The organism is Arthrobacter sp. Ha26 (genome assembly GCF_059091705.1).
In genome coordinates, this window is sequence record NZ_JBNHGX010000006.1 from 77037 (window position 1) to 95876 (window position 18840).

The window sequence follows — 18840 nt, forward strand, 5'->3', positions numbered from 1 at the left end:
GCACCATGTCTATCTACCTCAATAAAGACTCCAAGGTCATCGTCCAGGGCATCACCGGCGGCGAAGGCACCAAGCACACCGCCCTGATGCTGAAGGCCGGCACCAACATTGTGGGTGGCGTTAATGCCCGCAAGGCCGGCACCACCGTCCTGCACGGCGACAGCGAAATCAACGTCTACGGCACCGTCAAGGAAGCCATGGCCGAAACCGGCGCTGACGTTTCCATCGTCTTCGTCCCGCCGGCATTCACCAAGAACGCTGTTGTTGAAGCAATCGAGGCCGGGATCGGCCTCGTCGTGGTCATCACCGAAGGCGTGCCGGTCCAGGACTCCGCCGAATTCTGGGCCCTGGCCCAGTCCAAGGTGGACGCGGACGGCAACCAGGTCACCCGCATCATCGGACCGAACTGCCCCGGCATCATCACCCCCGGCGAGGCGCTGGTAGGCATCACCCCGGCCAACATCACGGGCAAGGGCCCCATCGGACTGGTTTCCAAGTCCGGCACCCTGACCTACCAGATGATGTACGAACTGCGCGACCTGGGCTTCTCCACCGCCATCGGCATCGGCGGCGACCCCGTCATCGGCACCACCCACATCGACGCCCTGGCCGCGTTCGAGGCGGACCCCGAGACCAAGGCGATCGTGATGATCGGTGAAATCGGCGGCGACGCCGAAGAGCGCGCCGCGGACTTCATCAAGGCCAACGTCACCAAGCCGGTTGTCGGTTACGTGGCCGGCTTCACGGCACCCGAGGGCAAGACCATGGGCCACGCGGGCGCCATCGTCTCCGGCTCCGCCGGAACCGCCCAGGCCAAGAAGGAAGCCCTCGAGGCTGCCGGCGTGAAGGTCGGCAAGACGCCGTCCGAGACCGCCAAACTGCTGCGCGAAGTCTACGCAGCACTCTAAGCAGTAGTTCCATAACAACAACGCGGGGTCACCAGGCCCCGCGTTGTTGTTTAAATACGACGCCGGCAGGTCACCTTTCCGGGAAAGGTGACCTGCCGGCGTCGTACTTTTTGCGTCTAGACCTTGGCGCCGCTGAGCAGCTCGTCCAGCCGTTCGTAGCCTTCGCTCATGCCGCCCTCCATTCCGGACTGCGCCATCCCGTCCCGGGCCTCCTGGCTCGGATAGACGGAGTGGCCCCGCAGCCGCGTCCGCCCGTTGCCGAGGTCCTCGAACGTCATGAATTCCAGGCTCACCACATCCGGATACCCGCCGAACTCAAACGTCTGGATGGCGAACTCATTCTCGCGGACGGTATGGAAAATGCCCTTGAACTCGTAGGGCACTCCCTCGGGACCCGTGTGCAGGTAGCTGTAGCTGCCGCCCGTACGGAAATCGTAGTGGTCGATGTCCATCTTGTACCCCCGAGGTCCCAGCCACTGGACAATCAGGTCAGGTTCCTTGTGGGCGCGGAACACATCCGCGACAGGGAAATCAAACTCGCGCTCGTAATCGATGAAGGGGACGCCCTCAGGAACGCTGAGTTTCAGGGAATTGCTCATGATGACTCCTTGGAGGTTAGTTCGCCGCTGCCCGCAGCGTTTGATCTGAGTACGGCGTCGAGGCTGCGGAACTGCCCCTCGCGGACCAGCCTGTACTGGTCGATCCAGGCAGTGAGCGCCTCGAGCCGTGCCGGGTTCAGGTGCACGGGCCGGCGCTGCGCATCCCTGGTCCTGGTGACCAGTCCCGCCTGCTCGAGTACCTGGATGTGTTTCGAGACCGCCTGCTTGGAGATCTCAAACGGTTCTGCCAATTCGTTAACAGTGGCCGGACCCCGGCTGAGCCGGGCGATGATGCTCCGCCGCACGGGATCTGCCAGGGCCATAAAGGCCGAGTCCAGTGCCGCACTTTCGGAACTCATCGGGGCTTCCTTGTATTCAACCTATTTGTTTATCAACCTTGTGGTTGTTTAAAGGTACGACGTTCCTTGCCCTCATTCAAGCCCTTTTTTGCCTTGTTCTTTCCCGAGGTACTTTGTTAGTATGTCCGTACAAACTTTGAAGGAGAGAAACATGCCACTGGTACGCATCGATGTAAATGAAGGACGCAGCCACGAGGAGCTCCAGAAGCTCAGCAGGGGCATTCATGATGCCATCCTCGCCGAGTACGGCATCCCGGAGCGCGACTACTTCCACATTCTTACCGAGCACCCGCAAGGGCAGATTTTCGCCCAGGACGCCGGACTGGGCTTCGAGCGGAGCGGAGGAGTGGTGATGATCCAGATTTTCACCCAAGGCGGCCGCAGCCAGGACGCGAAGCAGCGCCTCTTCGCTGCTGTAGCAGAAAAGCTGGCTGGAGTGGGAGTTTCCGGCGAGGATGTGTTCATTGGATACGTCGAAAACACTGCAGGGGACTGGTCGTTCGGTTTTGGCCGGGCACAGTACGTTACGGGCGAACTGGCAGTACCGAAGAAGTAATTCTTTCGGCCCAAAGGGTGGGCTCGAAAGCCCTCGAAACCCTCGTTGTAAGTATGTCAGTACAAACCTTTGACAGGACATTCGATCTAAGGCAAAGTAGTTTCTGTGGCCCAGACCACGGCCTGCCAGTCCCGGAACTCCTGCCGCTCAAAGGACCCGAGTTCCACACCAGAAAGGTCCACGATCACCGTGACCCACGAGCTTCTTACGATCGGGCGCATCAGCGTTGATATCTACCCGAACGACGTCGGGGTAGGCCTGGAGGATGTTAATTCCTTCGGCAAATACCTCGGCGGTTCACCGTCGAACGTCGCCGTTGCCGCCGCCCGCCATGGCCGCCGGACTGCTGTCATTACCCGCACGGGCGATGACGCGTTTGGTACGTACCTGCACCGGGAACTGCACAAGTTCAACGTGGACGACACGTTCGTTACGCCGGTGAATGACTGGCCCACGGCGGTGACCTTCTGCGCCATCAAGCCGGCGACGGACGAGTTCCCGCTGTACTTCTACGGCCGTTTCCCCACCGCCCCGGACCTGCAGATTAAGGCTGAAGAGCTGGACCTGGGTGCCATCCGCGAGGCGGGGATCTTCTGGTCCACCGTGACCGGCCTGTGCCAGGAGCCCAGCCGCAGCGCCCACATCGCAGCCCACGAGGCCCGACCCCGCACCGGTCTCGCCCAGGGGCAGTTCACCATCCTGGACCTGGACTATCGGCCCATGTTCTGGGCTTCGGAAGAGGAAGCCCGCGCTGAGGTGGCCAAGATCCTGCCACACGTGACCGTAGCGATAGGCAATGACAAGGAATGCGCCGTGGCCGTCGGCGAAGGCACCCCTGATGAACAGGCAGACCGACTGCTGGCAGCCGGCGTGGAAATCGCCGTCGTCAAACTTGGCCCTGAAGGCGTGATGGCCAAGACCCGCACCGAGCGGGTCGTCTCCGCCCCGGTTCCGGTGGAGACCCTCAACGGGCTGGGCGCCGGGGATTCCTTCGGCGGCGCTTTCTGCCACGGGCTGCTGTCCGGCTGGCCGCTGGCCCAGGTTCTGGATTTCGCCAACGCCGCCGGAGCCATCGTCGCCTCCCGCCTCTCCTGTGCCGATGCGATGCCGACACCGGAAGAGGTTACCTCCCTCTTGGCCGAGCGCGGCCGCCTGGTCCCCGCCACCGCGTCCGGTTCCGTTGCGCGGCTCGCCACTGAAGGAGCAGCACTGTGACACTTACCCCCATCGCCTCCGACCAGGCGGTCAATGACGATCCGCGCCGCTATGAGCACCTCAGCACTATCCGGCTCGAAGACCCCGAGGCAGTAGCACGTGCGGCGAAGTCACGCCGGCGCCACCCGGGACTGAAGTACGGCAAGCAGAACTTCATCGTGGCAGCTGACCATCCCGCCCGCGGCGCCCTCGCCGTCGGAGCGGACCCGGTGGCCATGGCCGATCGCCGGCAGCTCCTGGACCGGCTGCAGATCGCCCTCGCCAACCCACAGGTGGACGGGGTGCTGGCATCCCCGGACATCATGGACGACCTGCTGTTGCTGGGGGCCCTGGAAGGCAAACTGGTATTCGGTTCCATGAACCGCGGCGGCCTGTCCGGGCTGGTCAACGAAATCGATGACCGCTTCACAGGCCACACAGCGGCAGCGCTGGAGGCATTGGGTGCCGACGGCGGCAAGATGCTGACCCGTATCTGCCTGGGCGACCCGGACACAGTGGCCACTCTTGAAGCCACCGCCAAAGCCATCGATTCCCTGGCCGAGCGCAAGCTGATCGCCATGGTGGAGCCCTTCCTCTCGGTCCGCGAAAACGGCAGGGTCCGCAATGACCTCTCCACCAATGCCGTTATCAAGTCCATAGCCATCGCCGAAGGATTGGGTTCCACCAGCGCCTACACCTGGATGAAGCTCCCGGTGGTGGCGGAGATGGAACGCGTGATGGCGGCCACCACCATGCCCACAGTGCTGCTGGGCGGGGACCCGGACGGTACGCAGGATGAAGTCTTCGCGAGCTGGCAGGCCGCGCTGGCCCTGCCCGGCGTCCAGGGCCTTACCGTGGGCCGGACGCTGTTGTACCCCGCTGACGGTGACGTTGCAGGCGCCGTCGCCACCGCCGCTTCCCTCCTCAACCACACCGCAGAAGTATCGGAGTAGCTCCCCATGGGAACAACATCAGGAACGCGCAGGATGACGGTGGCGCAGGCCGTCGTCGAATACCTTTCCCGGCAGTACACGGTCGATTCGGTGGGCGGAAGCGAGTACCGTGAGCGCCTGATTCCGGGCACCTTTGGCATCTTCGGGCACGGCAACGTGGCCGGTGTGGGCCAGGCGTTGAAGCAGTACCAGCAGCAGGACCCGGCCATCATGCCCTACTACCAGGGCCGCAACGAGCAGGCCCAGGTGCACCAGGCCGTCGGCTACGCCCGGCATACCCGCCGCCGCCAGACCTTCGCCATCAGCACCTCCATCGGCCCGGGTTCCTCGAACCTGCTGACCGGAGCCGCGTTGGCCACCACCAACCGGCTTCCGGTGCTCCTGCTGCCGTCCGACACCTTCGCTACCCGTGCCGCGGACCCGGTCCTGCAGCAGCTGGAGCAGCCCTACGCCTACGACATCACTGTCAACGACGCTTTCCGGCCGCTGTCGAAGTTCTTTGACCGGGTGAGCCGGCCGGAGCAGCTGTTCTCCGCGTTCCACCATGGCCTGCGCGTCCTGACGGACCCGGCCGAGACGGGAGCGGTCACCATTTCGCTGCCGCAGGACGTCCAGGCCGAGGCCTTCGATGTCCCCGCGGAATTCCTGGCCGAGCGGGAGTGGCGGATCCGCCGCCCCGACGCCGATGACGAGGACATCGCCCGGGCCGCCGAAGCCATCCGGGCCGCGAAGCGGCCGCTGATCATCGCCGGCGGCGGTGTCCTGTACGCCTACGCCAACGACGAACTCGCCAAGTTCGTGGAACTGACCGGGATCCCGGTGGGCAACACCCAGGCCGGGGTCGGAGTCCTGCGCTGGGACCACCAGCACTCCCTGGGCGCCATCGGCTCCACCGGCACGACGGCGGCGAACGCAATCGCCGCCGAAGCGGACCTCATCATCGGCATCGGCACCCGCTACGAGGACTTCACCACAGCGTCCCGGACTGCGTTCCAGAACCCGGACGTGAAGTTCGTGAACATCAACGTCGCCCCGATCGATGCGTACAAGCACGGCACCACGCTCCCGATCGTGGCTGACGCCCGCAAGGCACTGGTGAAGCTGAACCAGGCCCTGGGCGGCTACCGGGTGGGCGCCGACCTGGAGCAGAAGATCGCTTCCGAGAAGGAGCGCTGGGACGCCACCGTGGATGCCGCCTTCGATACCCGCTTCACGCCCCTGCCGGCGCAGAACGAGATCATCGGCGCCACCAACCGCGCCATGGACGCCCGCGACGTGGTCATCTGCGCGGCCGGGTCCCTGCCAGGTGACCTGCACAAGATGTGGCGGGTCCGGGACCCGTTCGGCTACCACGTCGAATATGCGTACTCCTGCATGGGCTACGAGATCCCCGGCGGGTTGGGCGTCAAGCGTGCCGCCCTCGCCGAGGCAGCGCGTACGACGGCGGACGGCGGCCCTGACGGGACTGGCAGCGCCGGAGTGCGGGACGTCGTGGTGATGGTGGGGGACGGCTCCTACCTGATGATGCACACCGAACTGGTCACCGCCGTCGCCGAACGCATCAAACTGATTGTGGTCCTGATCCAGAACCACGGCTACGCCTCCATCGGATCCCTCTCGGAGATGCTCGGATCCCAGCGGTTCGGCACCCAGTACCGGGCCCTAAACGAGGAACAGCACAGCTTCGACGAAGGCGAAACCCTGCCGGTGGACCTGGCCCTGAACGCCGAGTCGCTGGGCGTGAAGGTCATCCGGATCGAGCCCGGGGAGAAGGTCATCGCCGAACTCGAGCAGGCCATCCGCGACGCCAAAGCCGCGCCGGAGGGCACCGGGCCGATCCTGATCCACGTCGAGTCCGACCCGCTGCTGGACGCGCCCAGTTCCGAGTCATGGTGGGACGTCCCGGTCTCGCAGGTCTCCGAACTGGACTCCACCCAGCAGGCCTTCCAGACGTACACCGACTACAAGTCACGCCAGCGCAAACTGCTCGGCTGACACCCGCTACCGCCAAGACCCACCGCTCAAGGAAGAGTCCAATGACTGCCACCACCACTGAAACTGTCATCAACCATTTCATCAACGGCGCCGAGACTGCCGGCGAGGGCGACCGCACCACGCCGGTGTACAACCCTGCCACGGGCGCTGTGTCCGCCACGCTGCGGCTGGCCAACCGCGCCGACCTCGAGAGCACTGTCGCCGCCGCCCGCGAGGCCGCCGACACGTGGGGTGACATTTCCCTGGCGAAGCGCACCGCGGTGCTGTTCAAGTTCCGTGAACTCGTCGCCGCCCACGTGGACGACCTCGCGAAGCTGATCACCGCCGAGCACGGCAAGGTCATCTCCGACGCCAAAGGCGAGATCGGCCGCGGCCTGGAAGTCATCGAATACGCCTGCGGTATTCCCACCCTGCTCAAGGGCGACTACTCCGACCAGGTGTCCACCGGCATCGACGTGTTCAACTTCCGCGAACCCCTCGGCGTGGTGGCGGGCATCACCCCGTTCAACTTCCCGGTGATGGTGCCGCTGTGGATGGCCCCGATGGCGATCGCCACGGGTAACGCGTTCATCCTCAAGCCCTCCGAGCGGGACCCCTCCGCTTCGCTGCTGCTGGCCAAGTTGTGGAAGCAGGCCGGCCTGCCCGACGGCGTGTTCCAGGTCCTGCACGGTGACAAGGAAACGGTGGACGGGCTGCTGACCCACCCGGACGTGGACGGAATTTCCTTCGTCGGCTCCACCCCGATCGCCCAGTACGTCCACGAAACCGCCACCAAGCACGGCAAACGCGTCCAGGCCCTGGGTGGGGCGAAGAACCACGCCATCGTGATGCCCGACGCCGACCTGGACAACGCCGCCGACCACCTCGCCGCCGCCGCGTTCGGCTCCGCCGGGGAACGCTGCATGGCCATCTCCGTCGCCGTCGCCGTGGGGGACGCCGCGGACCTCATCGTGAAGAAGGTCGAAGAACGCGCCCTGGCTGTGAAGGTCAACAACGGCACCGCCCCCGACGCCGAAATGGGCCCCGTCATTACGCCGGCTTCCAAGGAACGTATTGTACGGATCGTCACCGAAGCCGAAGCTGCCGGGGCGGCGATGGTGGTGGATGGCCGCGACCTGGTGGTGCCCGGCCACGAAGACGGCTTCTGGGTGGGTCCCACCGTGATTGACCACGTGAAGACCGAAATGACCGCTTACACGGAAGAGATCTTCGGGCCGGTCCTCGTTGTTGTCCGCGTGGACACCCTTGAGGACGGCATCAAGCTGATCAACGCCAACCCCTACGGCAACGGCACTGCCATCTTTACCTCTTCCGGCGCCGCGGCCCGGAAGTTCCAGCGATCTGTGACCGTGGGCATGATCGGCATCAACGTTCCCTTGCCCGTCCCGGTGGCCTACCACTCCTTCGGCGGCTGGAAAGCCTCACTCTTCGGCGACAAGCACATCTACGGCCCCGAAGGCGTCTCCTTCTACACCCGCGGCAAGGTCATCACCTCCCGCTGGCCCGAAACCCACCACGCCTCCGGCGCCTCCTACAACTTCCCCTCCAACTAATCCCCACCGCCACCCTCGCCTCGCAAGCTCGGCCAGGGAACCCTGGCGGCGTGGCCCCTATCAAAGGAAAAGAGACAACGCTGTCATGACTGAGAACAAGCTGATCATCGGCACGGCACCGGACTCCTGGGGAGTCTGGTTCGCGGATGACCCCCAGCAGACCCCGTGGGAACGCTTCCTGGACGAAGTGGCCGAGTCCGGTTACAAGTGGATCGAACTGGGCCCGTACGGTTACCTCCCCACTGATCCCACACGCCTGGCTGCGGAGCTCAAGGCCCGGGACCTGCAGATCTCGGCCGGCACCGTGTTCACCGCCTTCCACCGCGGCCTGGACCAGTGGGAATCCGCGTGGGAACCGGCCAGGAAGGTGGCAGAGTTGACGGCCGCCATGGGCGGGGAACACATTGTGGTCATCCCGGCAATGTGGCGCGACGACGTCACCGGCGAAGCCGTGGAAAGCGGCACGCTGAGCGACAAGGCTTGGAGCGATCTGTTCGCCGGCCACAACCGCCTGGGCAAGACCCTGCTGGAGGACTTCGGCCTGAAGCAGCAGTTCCACTCCCATGCAGACTCCCATGTGGGTGCACAGGAGGATATTGAAACCCTGCTGGGCGCCACGGACAGCCAGTACCTGAACCTGTGCCTAGACACCGGCCACGCCGAATACTGCGGCGCCTCCAGCCTGGAACTGATCAAGAACTACCCGGACCGGATCGGCTACCTGCACCTCAAGCAGATCAACCCGGAGATCCTGAAGAAGGTCAACGAGGAAAACATGACCTGGGCAGCCGCGAACCTGGCCGGCGTTATGACCGAGCCGCCGAACGGCCTCCCGGACCTCCGCGCCGTCATCGAAGCCGTGGAAGGCCTCAACCGCCCTATCTTCGGCATCGTGGAGCAGGACATGTACCCCGTCGCGTTTGACGTGCCCATGCCCATCGCCAAGCGCACCCGCAACTACCTGCTGTCCTGCGGTTCCCGCACCGCTGTCAGCTAACCCCCGCCCCAGACACCAAAAGGACAGAACAATGACTGAAACCCTCCGCGTCGCCGTCATCGGCGCCGGACGCATGGGCGCCGACCACATCCAGCGCCTCCACAAGCGCATCCACGGAGCCGAAGTTGCCGCCGTCGTGGACGTTGACCTCGCCCGTGCCCAGGCCGCCGTCGAAGGCATTCCCGGTGCCGTGGCACTCGCCGATGCTGATGAAGCCCTCAACAACGGCGACGTCAACGCCGTACTGATCGCCACTCCCGGCTTCCTGCACCAGGACATCCTGCTCAAGGCGATCGCCAAGGACATCCCGATCCTCTGCGAAAAACCCCTCACCCCGGACGCCGAGTCCTCCTGGAAGATCGTCCAGGCGGAGGTTGAACTGGGCCGCAAGCGCATCCAGGTGGGCTTCATGCGCCGCTTCGACGCGGAGTACGCCTCGCTGGGCAAGATCATCCGTGATCACGAACTGGGCGAGCTGCTGATGCTGCACCACCAGCACCGCAACCCGAGTACCCCTGAGGGCTTCACGAATGAGATGCTCATCAATGACTCTGTGGTCCACGAGTTTGATGCGATTCGGTTCTTCACCGGCGAAGAAATCACGAGCATCCAGGTCCGCCTGGGCAAGGCCACGAAGAATGCTCCGAAAGGCCAGCACGACCCCCAGCACGTCCTGCTGGAGACCGAATCAGGCGTCCTGGCCGACGTCGAAATCTACGTCAACGCCAAATTCGGCTACGAGGTGGCCACGCAGGCGTCCTTCGAAGACGGAATCGTGAGCATCGGCGGCGACAAAGGCCCCTACACGCGCAGCGCCGGCCGCTGGGGCGGCAACGTCACGCCCGGCTTCGAGGAGCGCTTCGGTGCGGCCTACGACGTCGAAATCCAGTCATGGGTGGACGCAGCACTTCAAGGAGACATCGGGGGTCCCTCCGCCTGGGACGGATACGCCACAGCAGCCTGCTGCGAAGCCGGCGTCGAAGCCCAGAAGAACGGCGAAAAGGTTGCCGTGAAGCTGGCGGCCAAGCCGGACCTCTACAAGTAACCAGCCGCCCCTCCATCCTTACTGATCCACAATGGAGTGTTTTTCGTGAAAATCGCACTTGACCCCACGCCGTTCCACCACTCGCACAGCCTGCTCGAGTTTCCCAAGGTGGTTGCCGACCTCGGTTACAAGTACATGCAGATGACTCCGCACGCGGACCTCATCCCCTTCTATAACCACCCCAAGGCGGATGACGAGCTGGTGGGCCAGTTGAACAAGGCCTGCAAGGATGCCGGAATCGAAATCGCGTCCGTCCTGCCGGTGCTCCGCTGGTCGGGTCCGGATGAGGATGCCCGTGAGGCGGCTGTCCGCTACTGGAAGCGTGCCATCCAGATCACAGTGGACCTCGGGGTCAGCACCATGAACACTGAGTTCAGCGGCCGCCCCGAAAAGGCGGAAGAGTCAGAGCGGGCCTTCTACCGTTCCATGGAGGAACTGTTGCCCATCATCGAGCGTGAGGGCATCGACCTGCTGATTGACCCTCACCCGGACGACTTTGTGGAAGAAGGCCTTGCGGCCATCCGCGTCATCCGCGGCCTGAACTCGAAGAATGTTGGCATGGTCTACGTCGCCTCGCACAGCTTCCACATGAAGAACTCCCCGCTGGACATCATGCGCGCCGCCGGGGACAAGCTGCGGCTAGTCCACGTGGCGGACACCATGAACCACCACGCCTCCCACGGGCTGCGCTACATCACCAACCCGCCGGGCAACCCGGTGCGCGTCCACCAGCACTTGAAAATTGGCGACGGCGACGTCAACTGGGACGAGTTCTTCGGCGGCCTGAAGGAAATCGGATTCCTGGACCGGGACAACACCGTGATGGTCTCCAGCGTCTTCGCGGAGGACGAGAACGCCGAGGACGTTTCCCGGTTCCAGTTGGAGACGATGAACCAGTACATCCAAAAGGTCAGCCTATGAGTACCCCTGTCCCCGGCGAAACCGGGACCAAACCGGGCAATCACAAAAGGGCGCTGCGGACGGTCACCATCATCTCCACGTTCGGCGGGCTGCTCTTCGGCTACGACACCGGCGTGATCAACGGTGCCCTGCCCTACATGCAGGAGGACCTGGGCCTCACGCCGCTGACTGAGGGCCTGGTGACGTCGTCGCTCCTGTTCGGCGCGGCTTTCGGCGCGTTGTTCGGCGGCCGCCTGGCTGACCGCAATGGCCGGCGCAGGATGATCATGGTCCTTGCGGTCATCTTCCTGGTGGGCACCCTGGCCTGCACCTTGGCGCCGAACACCGAAGTGATGATCGCCGCCAGGTTCGTGCTGGGCCTCGCCGTCGGCGGCGCCTCCGTCACCGTGCCCGTGTACCTTGCGGAGGTCTCGCCCAGCGCCCGCCGTGGGCGGATTGTCACGCAGAACGAACTGATGATCGTCACCGGGCAGCTGCTGGCCTTCATCTTCAACGCCTACCTCGGCAACAACTTTGGCGAAGCCGGCGGCATCTGGCGCTGGATGCTCGTGATCGCAACGCTCCCTGCCATCGCCCTGTGGATCGGGATGAACTTCATGCCGGAAAGCCCGCGCTGGCTGGCCTCCATGGGAAGTTTCGGCGAAACCCTCAGCGTCCTGCAGCGGATCCGCTCCCAGGCTGACGCCCGCATCGAATTTGAAGAAGTCAAGGCCATGGCCGTTGAGGACTACAAGTCCAAGATGGGCTCGTGGAAGGACCTGGGAATCCCGTGGCTGCGCCGGATCTTCTTCGTGGGCCTGGGCCTGGCCGTGATCCAGCAGATCACCGGCGTGAACTCCATCATGTACTACGGAACACAGATCCTGGCCCAGTCCGGCTTTGGCCGGGAGGCGGCCCTGACCGCCAATATCGCTAACGGCGTCATCTCGGTCCTCGCCACGTTCGTGGGCATCTGGCTGCTGGGCAAGGTGGGGCGCCGCAGGATGTTGATCACGGGACAGGTTGGAACAACGACGGCGTTGCTGCTGATCGGGCTCTTCTCCCTGATTCTGCCGGAAGGCTCAGCCCGGGGATTCGTCATCCTGGCTCTGACGGTCACGTTCCTGGCGTTCCAGCAGGGTGCCATCTCACCGGTCACCTGGCTCATGCTCTCCGAGATCTTCCCCTTGAAGATCCGCGGCCTGGGTATGGGCGCCTCAGCCTTCCTGCTCTGGATCGTGAACTTCCTGATCGGCTTCGGCTTCCCGCAGCTCCTGGCGGCCATCGGCATCTCCAACACGTTCTTTGTGTTTGCGGTGCTCGGTCTTGGCGCCATCGCCTTTGCCGCCAAGTACGTGCCCGAAACCAAGGACAAGAGCCTCGAGGACCTGGAGCACTACTTCAAGAATGCGGCTGGCCAGCGGACTGAAACGGCCGCGACCCGGAGCGTTTAGCCGCTTCCGCCACCACTTCTGCCCCCGGAACGCCCCTTTGAGGAATGACTCAAGGGGGCGCTCCTGTTGCGCCTTAAGCCGGGGCGTGCAGCTTCGGCAGGGCGTCCACGAGCGGCGCCAGCTCGGGGACTGCCAGTGCCTCGCCCAAGGCGCGCTCCAAGGTGGCATCGTGGACCGGCCGCACTTGTTCCAGCAGGCTGCTGCCGCTGGGGGTGAGCTCGGTGTAGATGCCTCGGCGGTCGTCGGCGCAAAGGATACGGGTTAGCAGTCCCCGGTCCTCAAGCCGGTTCACCAGGCGGGTTGTGGCACTGGGGCTCAGGGCGGTGGCCCGGGCCAGCTGCTGCATCCGCATGTGCCAGCCGTCCTGCCGGCTCAAGGCATCCAAGACGGTGTACTCCACCACGGACAGCTTGGACCGGGCCTGCAGGGAGCGCTCCAGCTCATTCTCGATAAGGCCGTGGAGGGCGGCCAGTGTGCGCCAGCCCTGCGCCCGGACCTCGACGGCGTCGTCCTTGATGCCCACTGCATCTCCTTGAAGGGGCCGGCGAAAAAGCCTGCCCTGGATTGGTTTAAAAAGTAGTTGCTTGCGCGGGGTATTTGCTTGTGCAACAATAAATACCGCGCCTGCAACTATTCTAGGCGCCTTCCCGGACCAAGTACAGCTCAAGGAGCACCCCCATGCCTATTGGCCTTATAGCCCTCGCCCTTGGCGGGTTTGGAATCGGACTGACGGAGTTTGTCATCGCCGGACTCCTCCCCGACGTGGCGGCAGATTTCGGCGTCAGTGAGGCCTCGGCCGGCTGGTTCATCTCCGGCTATGCCTTGTCCGTTGTTGTCGGTGCATTGGGCCTGACGGCAGCGGTGACACGATTCGACCGCAAGCCGGTGCTGGCGGCGCTGCTGGTCCTGTTCATCGTGGGGAACCTGCTTTCCGCCACCTCGGCTGACTACTGGGCCATGATGCTCGGCCGGGTTGTCGCCGCCCTCGCCCACGGCGCCTTCTTCGGCATTGGCTCCGTAGTGGCTGCAGGCATGGTTCCGCCCAGCAAAAAGGCCGGCGCCATCGCCCTGATGTTCACCGGCCTTACGGCAGCCAACGTCCTGGGGGTTCCGTTCGGAACGCTCCTCGGCCAGGCAGCGGGCTGGCGTGCAACCTTCTGGGCCATCACGGTAATCGGCGTGGCCGCGCTCGCGGGTATCCTGGCGCTCGTCCCCAGGGCTGCCGGGGGCAAAGCGGAGGCTGGAGGACTGCGGCGTGAACTACGGGCCTTCCGCTCGGGGCAGGTATGGCTCTCGATCATTGTCACCGTCCTGGGATTCGGCGGCATGTTCGGCGCCTTCACCTACATCGCTTATACCCTCACCGAGGTGTCCGGCTTCGATGCCGGCACTGTGCCGTGGCTGCTGATCGTTTTTGGTGTGGGCCTCTTCGCGGGCAACACCCTCGGCGGGAAGGCTGCGGACCGCAATGTGGACCGCACCCTGCTGGTGGTGCTTGCCGTGCTGGCGGCCGTCCTGGTGGCCTTCGCACTCACCGCCACCAGTCAGGTGCTCACCGTCGCCTCCCTGGTGCTGATGGGCGGCTTCGGATTCGCCACCGTTCCCGGCCTGCAGATGCGGGTCATGACCTACGCGAGCACAGCCCCCACCCTGGCGTCCGGTGCCAATATCGGCGCCTTCAACGTGGGCAACGCCCTGGGTGCGTGGCTCGGCGGTGTCACTATTACGGCCGGTCTCGGCTACACCTCACCCATCTGGGCCGGCGCCGGCATCACGCTGCTTGGCCTGGCTGTTATGGCGTTCGCCGCCGCTGCTGCCAAGCGCAGCAACGTCCTGGGCGCCGGAGGAACGGCGGACCATCAGGGCGGGCTCGAGCTTGCGGGTCACGGCAGGTCCTGAGGTTCCGGACACCCGGTCCAGCATGGCCTGCGCGGCCAGCCTCCCCAGTTCCCCGGCGTGTTGGTCGATGGACGTCAGCCCGATCAGCGGGGACGCGGCCACCTCGATGTTGTCGCAGCCCACGATGGCCACATCGCCCGGGACCAGCAGGCCATGGGCGGCCAGGGCTTCCATGATGCCGATGGCCGTCAGATCGTTGTGGGCGAAAATGGCCGTCGGCAGGCTGGCGCCGGAGGCCAGGAAATTCTCCATGACCGCCCGCCCGCCGCGCTCGGTCATGTCGCTGTGCACCAGCTGCGGCTCCAAGCCGAACTGTTTCATCGCGGCAAGGTAGCCCTCACGGCGGGCGGTGTAGGGGAGCCAGTCCGAAATGTCCACGTGCGCGATCTGCCGGTGTCCCAGTCCGTGGAGGTGCTCCACGGCGAGCAGGCCAGAGCGGAAGTCGTCGGTCAGGACGGAATCCACGCCGTCCACCTGCAGCTCACGGGTGATCACAACGGCTGGTGTCCCGCGGAGTGCCGCCGCCAGGTCGGCGGATGAGCCGGTGTAACCGGCCAGGATCACGCCGTCCACGCGCAGGTCCACGAAGGACCGGACGGCCTCCAGCTCCGTCTGTGGATCAGCGGAGCCGACGGCGACCATGACCTGGTTGCCACTGCCCGCGATCCCTTCGCTGATGCCGTCATAGATGTCAGCGAAGACGGAGTTGTGCAAGTCCAGGAACAGTACACCGAGGGTGTTCGTGCGTCTGCTTGCCAGCCTGCTGGCCAGCCTGTTGGGGGAGTAGCCCAGGGCGGCCGCGCTTTCGAGGACGGCCGTCCGCTTGGCGGGTGAAACTTTGGGGGAGTCGCGCATGACCAGGGACACCAGCGCGCGGCTTACCCCGGCTTCACGCGCCACGTCCTCCATGGTGACGGACCTGGGGGCGGGCGAAGGCTGGTTCACAAGAAACCACTATGCCATTCGGGCCTGCCCGCGCTGCGCCTATGCGCCGAACGGCAGCCGGGGGTCGATGTCCTGGCCGTCCCAGCTCTGCCGCACCCAGCCGTGGTGTGGATCGTCGCTGATGAGCCATTCACGTACCGCCCCCGGTCCGGCCATCACGTTCAGGTAGTACAGGTCATAGCCCGGCGCGGCCATGGCGGGGCCGTGCCAGCCGTACGGGACCAGGACCACATCGCCCGTGCGCACTTCGGCGGACACGTCGATGGGGCGCTCGTCAGAGGCGTAGACACGCTGGTAGCCGATGGCATCGGCGTCGGCGGGCGCCGCGGAGCCCGCTGCAACCTGCGTCTCGAAGTAGTAGATCTCCTCGAGGCGCGTCTCGCCGTCCTTCTCCTCGTCATGCTTGTGCGGAGGATAGGAGGACCAGTTGCCGGCCGGGGTGAGGACCTCGCACACGATGAACCGGTCCGCTTCCAGTGCGGCCGGGGTGCCGAAGTTATGGACCTGCCGGGAGCAGTTACCCGCCCCCCTCAGCTCCACCGGTGTTTCCGCCGCGGTGACCAGCCTGGTGGGGTACGAAGCACTGGCCGGGGCAGTGGCGACGGCTACCCGGCCGCCGTCGGACGAGCTGATGGCCACCGCACGCCCGGTACCGGAGTACAGGACATCGGTGGGCCCGGAGAATACTGACGGGCGGCCGTTCAGCTGGTACTTGGTCCCGTCCACCATGGCGGTGAAGGATCCGCTGAGCGGCACCACAATCCGCTCCTCGTCCGCCGGAGGAAGGACGACGCCGGCCCCGGCGGTGAGGGTGGCCACCTTGAGTCCCGTGTGTGCCCACCCCGCAACGGCAAGGGTGGAATCTGATGTTCCAATCGAGACGTCCCACGTGCCGTCGGCGGCGGTGCCCAGGGGGTAGACCCAGTTGGTCATGGAGTTGGCTCCTTGAGTTAGCGCTGTACGAGTGTCATTTCAAAGCTGTAGGAATCAGCGCGATATACGTGGTGGCCTGTCTCCACCCGTCGCCCGGTATCGTCCACGGCGGTGCGTTCCATGGTGACCAGGGCAGATCCGGCGCCCGTTTCCAGCATGGAGGCCTGGTACTCGTTGGCGGTCATGGCCCCGATGCGCTGGGTGGCGAGCCGGAAATTGACCCCGCCCCTGCGCAGGATTGCGTACAGGCCTTCGGCTGACAACATGGCCTCGTCCATGGCGGCGATATCGTCACGCACCCAGTTCTCCATGAGGGCCAGCGGTTTGCCGCCGACTTTCCGGAGCCGGGTGAAGTGGTAGACCTTGGATCCGGCGGGAAGCTGAAGTGTGGCCAGGGTGGCGTCGTCCGCCTCCACGTGGGAGAAGCTCAGGACTTCGGTGGTGGGCTTCTTGCCGTTGTTGGTGAGGTCGTCGTAGAGGCTGGAGAGTTCCAGCGGGCGGCGGACCTGGCTGGACACCACCTGTGTTCCCACTCCACGCTTGCGGACCAGCAGGCCGGACCTGACCAGCTCGTCCATGGCCTTGCGCATGGTGGGCCGGGAGAGGTTCAGTTGCGCGGCAAGGTCGATCTCATTGTCCAGCCGGCTCCCGGGTTCCAGGACGCCGCTGTAGATGGCGGCCTCTATACCTTGGACAACCTGATGGTAGAGGGGGACGGGGGAGGAGCGGTCGATGCTGAGACCCAGGTTGTTCGCCACTTTTACGTTCCCGTTCCTTGAGGGCAGCTCTGGACCGGTCGGGCCTTAAAGCGCCGCTGCTTTACCGCTATATGTTCGCTTGATAGGACATAGTTCTTCAACGATCGTAGCAGGCTGGCCTGCCCGGTCAAGGGCTCTTCCTCGCAGCTTCAGCGCGCTGATGGGAAATTAAATGTTCTGACATTAGGACTTTCTATTGACGGCAAGGATTAGAGCGCTCTAACGTTAGTGCCACACATCACATTCGCGTCCGGGTTGTTCCGGTCCCCAAGAATCTGAGAGGCAACAATGCTGTTGCAAAAACCGTCCCACAACGTACCCTCCGGCAAGCACCGCGGCTACCTTGCCCGCCTTACCGTCATTTCCACCCTCGGTGGCCTGCTGTTCGGCTACGACACCGGCGTGATCTCCGGTGCCCTTCTGTACATGAACGATTCCCTGGACATGAACGCCGTGGAGGAAGCGACAGTGGTCAGCGCCCTTCTGTTTCCCGGCGCCGCCGTAGGCGCTCTTACAGGCGGGCGGATGGCGGACAAGCTCGGCCGCAGGGGCTCCCTGCTGGTCTGTGCCCTGCTGTTCCTGCTTGGCGCCATCGGCTGCGCCATCGCCCCCAACGTCTCCTTCATGATCACCGCCCGCATCCTGCTGGGCCTCGGCGTGGGAGCAGCCGCCGTTACGTGCCCCCTCTACCTGGCGGAGATGGCCCCGGCCCACCTTCGTGGCCGCATGGTGACCATCAACGAACTCATGATCGTCACGGGTCAGATGCTGGCATTCGCGATCAACGCGCTCCTCGATGCCCTGATCCACGACACCGAGGTCTGGCGGACCATGCTGGGAATTGCCTCGCTGCCCGCGCTGGCCCTGCTGGCGGGCATGCTGATGCTGCCCGAATCACCCCGCTGGTACGCCATCCGCGGCCGGCTCGAGGACAGCCGCCGCGTGCTGAACCTGAGCCGCGGGCCCGAAGAAGCAGCTGCCGAATATGAAGAAATTGCCCAGGCTGCGCGGACAGCGAAGGAGGAGCGCGGCCACGCCTGGCGGGACCTCCGCAATAACCCGTGGATGCGCCGGCTGTTGTGGATCGGCATAGGCCTCGCCACCGTCCAGCAGGCCACCGGCATCAATACTGTCAACTACTACGCCCCCACCATCCTGGAAAAAAGCGGCCTCGGCGTGAGCGCCTCCCTCGTGGCCACCATCGGCGTTGGCGTCACCTCGGTGCTGATGACCGTCCTGGGGATCTGGCTGCTGGGATTCATCGGCCGCCGGAAGATGCTGATCATCGGTTTCTCGGGCGTGGTCGCCTCGCAGGCCCTGCTGGCAGTGGTGTTCCTGCTGCCGCAGTCTGACCTGGCCAGCTACACCATCCTCGCCGCCATGATGTTATTCGTTGCCTTCGTCCAATGCTTCATCGGGACCTGCGTCTGGCTGCTCCTCTCGGAGATGTTCCCGCTGGCCATCCGCGGCTTCGCCATGGGAATCGCGGTCTTCGCGCTCTGGACCGTGAACGCCGCCATCTCATTCCTGTTCCCGATCGTGGTCGAAGCCTTGGGCTCCACCGGTACCTTCGGACTGTTTGTCCTGGTCAACGTCGCATCCCTGGCCTTTGTGGCCAAGTTCGTCCCGGAGACCAAGGGCCGTTCACTCGAACAGCTGGAGGCCCACTTCCGTGGCGACACCGCAGTTGCAAGGGTTCCCGCCTGACAAGGCACTTCCGTAAGCAATGCGGGGTCAGATTCCGCCCGATCCGGAGTTCCGGATGGGCAGGACCTGACCCCGCGTTGCTTAA

The 18840-nt window shown here is 64.6% G+C and carries 17 protein-coding genes and 1 pseudogene; 12 read left to right on the plus strand and 6 right to left on the minus strand.

What is annotated here, in order from left to right:
• The first annotated feature begins 5 nt into the window (after positions 1–5).
• The gene (gene sucD / locus AC5RVY_RS14590; protein ID WP_493955421.1) at positions 6–908 is read left to right on the plus strand and encodes a succinate--CoA ligase subunit alpha; all 903 of its coding nucleotides are present in this window, start codon (positions 6–8) and stop codon (positions 906–908) included.
• 116 nt (positions 909–1024) lie between these two features.
• Here the strand turns inward: sucD and AC5RVY_RS14595 are convergent, their stop codons facing one another.
• A complete protein-coding gene (locus tag AC5RVY_RS14595) occupies positions 1025–1507 on the minus strand; it encodes an SRPBCC family protein (protein WP_306638231.1) in 483 nt (160 codons plus the stop codon).
• Positions 1504–1866 carry an ArsR/SmtB family transcription factor gene (locus AC5RVY_RS14600; protein ID WP_493955422.1) on the minus strand — a complete coding sequence of 121 codons (363 nt, stop codon included), beginning with the start codon at positions 1864–1866 and terminating at the stop codon, positions 1504–1506. The genes AC5RVY_RS14595 and AC5RVY_RS14600 overlap by 4 nt, the downstream gene beginning before the upstream one ends.
• A gap of 151 nt (positions 1867–2017) precedes the next feature.
• On the opposite strand from AC5RVY_RS14600, the gene AC5RVY_RS14605 reads away from it, so the two are divergent.
• From AC5RVY_RS14605 to AC5RVY_RS14645, 9 genes are all read left to right on the plus strand, one after another.
• Positions 2018–2422 (plus strand): tautomerase family protein, encoded by a 405-nt coding sequence (locus tag AC5RVY_RS14605; RefSeq protein ID WP_493955423.1) that lies wholly within the window; start codon positions 2018–2020, stop codon positions 2420–2422.
• A gap of 189 nt (positions 2423–2611) precedes the next feature.
• Positions 2612–3637, plus strand: coding sequence for a 5-dehydro-2-deoxygluconokinase (gene iolC, locus AC5RVY_RS14610; RefSeq protein ID WP_493955424.1), 1026 nt, complete (start codon positions 2612–2614; stop codon positions 3635–3637).
• On the plus strand, positions 3634–4569 hold the full coding sequence (locus tag AC5RVY_RS14615; protein ID WP_493955425.1) for a Cgl0159 family (beta/alpha)8-fold protein: 936 nt from the start codon (positions 3634–3636) through the stop codon (positions 4567–4569). Before iolC ends, AC5RVY_RS14615 begins: the two co-directional genes overlap by 4 nt.
• Before the next feature lie 6 nt (positions 4570–4575).
• A complete protein-coding gene (gene iolD / locus AC5RVY_RS14620) occupies positions 4576–6564 on the plus strand; it encodes a 3D-(3,5/4)-trihydroxycyclohexane-1,2-dione acylhydrolase (decyclizing) (protein ID WP_493955426.1) in 1989 nt (662 codons plus the stop codon).
• Positions 6565–6605: 41 nt separating this feature from the next.
• A complete protein-coding gene (locus tag AC5RVY_RS14625) occupies positions 6606–8117 on the plus strand; it encodes a CoA-acylating methylmalonate-semialdehyde dehydrogenase (protein ID WP_493955427.1) in 1512 nt (503 codons plus the stop codon).
• An 85-nt stretch (positions 8118–8202) separates the two neighbouring features.
• Positions 8203–9114, plus strand: coding sequence for a sugar phosphate isomerase/epimerase family protein (locus tag AC5RVY_RS14630; RefSeq protein WP_493955428.1), 912 nt, complete (start codon positions 8203–8205; stop codon positions 9112–9114).
• Between the two features lie 31 nt (positions 9115–9145).
• Positions 9146–10159, plus strand: a complete 1014-nt coding sequence (locus tag AC5RVY_RS14635; protein ID WP_493955429.1) for a Gfo/Idh/MocA family protein — start codon at positions 9146–9148, stop codon at positions 10157–10159.
• A gap of 45 nt (positions 10160–10204) precedes the next feature.
• Positions 10205–11080 carry a sugar phosphate isomerase/epimerase family protein gene (locus AC5RVY_RS14640; protein WP_493955430.1) on the plus strand — a complete coding sequence of 292 codons (876 nt, stop codon included), beginning with the start codon at positions 10205–10207 and terminating at the stop codon, positions 11078–11080.
• Positions 11077–12513, plus strand: a complete 1437-nt coding sequence (locus tag AC5RVY_RS14645) for a sugar porter family MFS transporter (RefSeq protein ID WP_493955431.1) — start codon at positions 11077–11079, stop codon at positions 12511–12513. Before AC5RVY_RS14640 ends, AC5RVY_RS14645 begins: the two co-directional genes overlap by 4 nt.
• Before the next feature lie 73 nt (positions 12514–12586).
• Here the strand turns inward: AC5RVY_RS14645 and AC5RVY_RS14650 are convergent, their stop codons facing one another.
• Positions 12587–13036 (minus strand): MarR family winged helix-turn-helix transcriptional regulator, encoded by a 450-nt coding sequence (locus tag AC5RVY_RS14650; RefSeq protein WP_493955432.1) that lies wholly within the window; start codon positions 13034–13036, stop codon positions 12587–12589.
• 155 nt (positions 13037–13191) lie between these two features.
• Here AC5RVY_RS14650 and AC5RVY_RS14655 point away from each other — a divergent pair, with 155 nt between their 5' ends.
• Positions 13192–14412, plus strand: a complete 1221-nt coding sequence (locus AC5RVY_RS14655) for an MFS transporter (protein ID WP_493955433.1) — start codon at positions 13192–13194, stop codon at positions 14410–14412.
• Between the two features lie 3 nt (positions 14413–14415).
• Here AC5RVY_RS14655 and AC5RVY_RS14660 read toward each other — a convergent pair.
• From AC5RVY_RS14660 to AC5RVY_RS14670, 3 genes and pseudogenes are all read right to left on the minus strand, one after another.
• Positions 14416–15321: pseudogene (locus AC5RVY_RS14660) on the minus strand (LacI family DNA-binding transcriptional regulator); the annotation flags it as partial.
• 75 nt (positions 15322–15396) lie between these two features.
• Positions 15397–16290 carry a 5-deoxy-glucuronate isomerase gene (iolB, locus tag AC5RVY_RS14665; protein WP_493955434.1) on the minus strand — a complete coding sequence of 298 codons (894 nt, stop codon included), beginning with the start codon at positions 16288–16290 and terminating at the stop codon, positions 15397–15399.
• A gap of 17 nt (positions 16291–16307) precedes the next feature.
• Positions 16308–17048, minus strand: a complete 741-nt coding sequence (locus AC5RVY_RS14670; protein WP_493955435.1) for a GntR family transcriptional regulator — start codon at positions 17046–17048, stop codon at positions 16308–16310.
• 288 nt (positions 17049–17336) lie between these two features.
• On the opposite strand from AC5RVY_RS14670, the gene AC5RVY_RS14675 reads away from it, so the two are divergent.
• Complete coding sequence (locus AC5RVY_RS14675) at positions 17337–18755, plus strand: sugar porter family MFS transporter (RefSeq protein ID WP_493955436.1); 1419 nt, start codon at positions 17337–17339, stop codon at positions 18753–18755.
• The last annotated feature ends 85 nt before the right edge of the window (positions 18756–18840 follow it).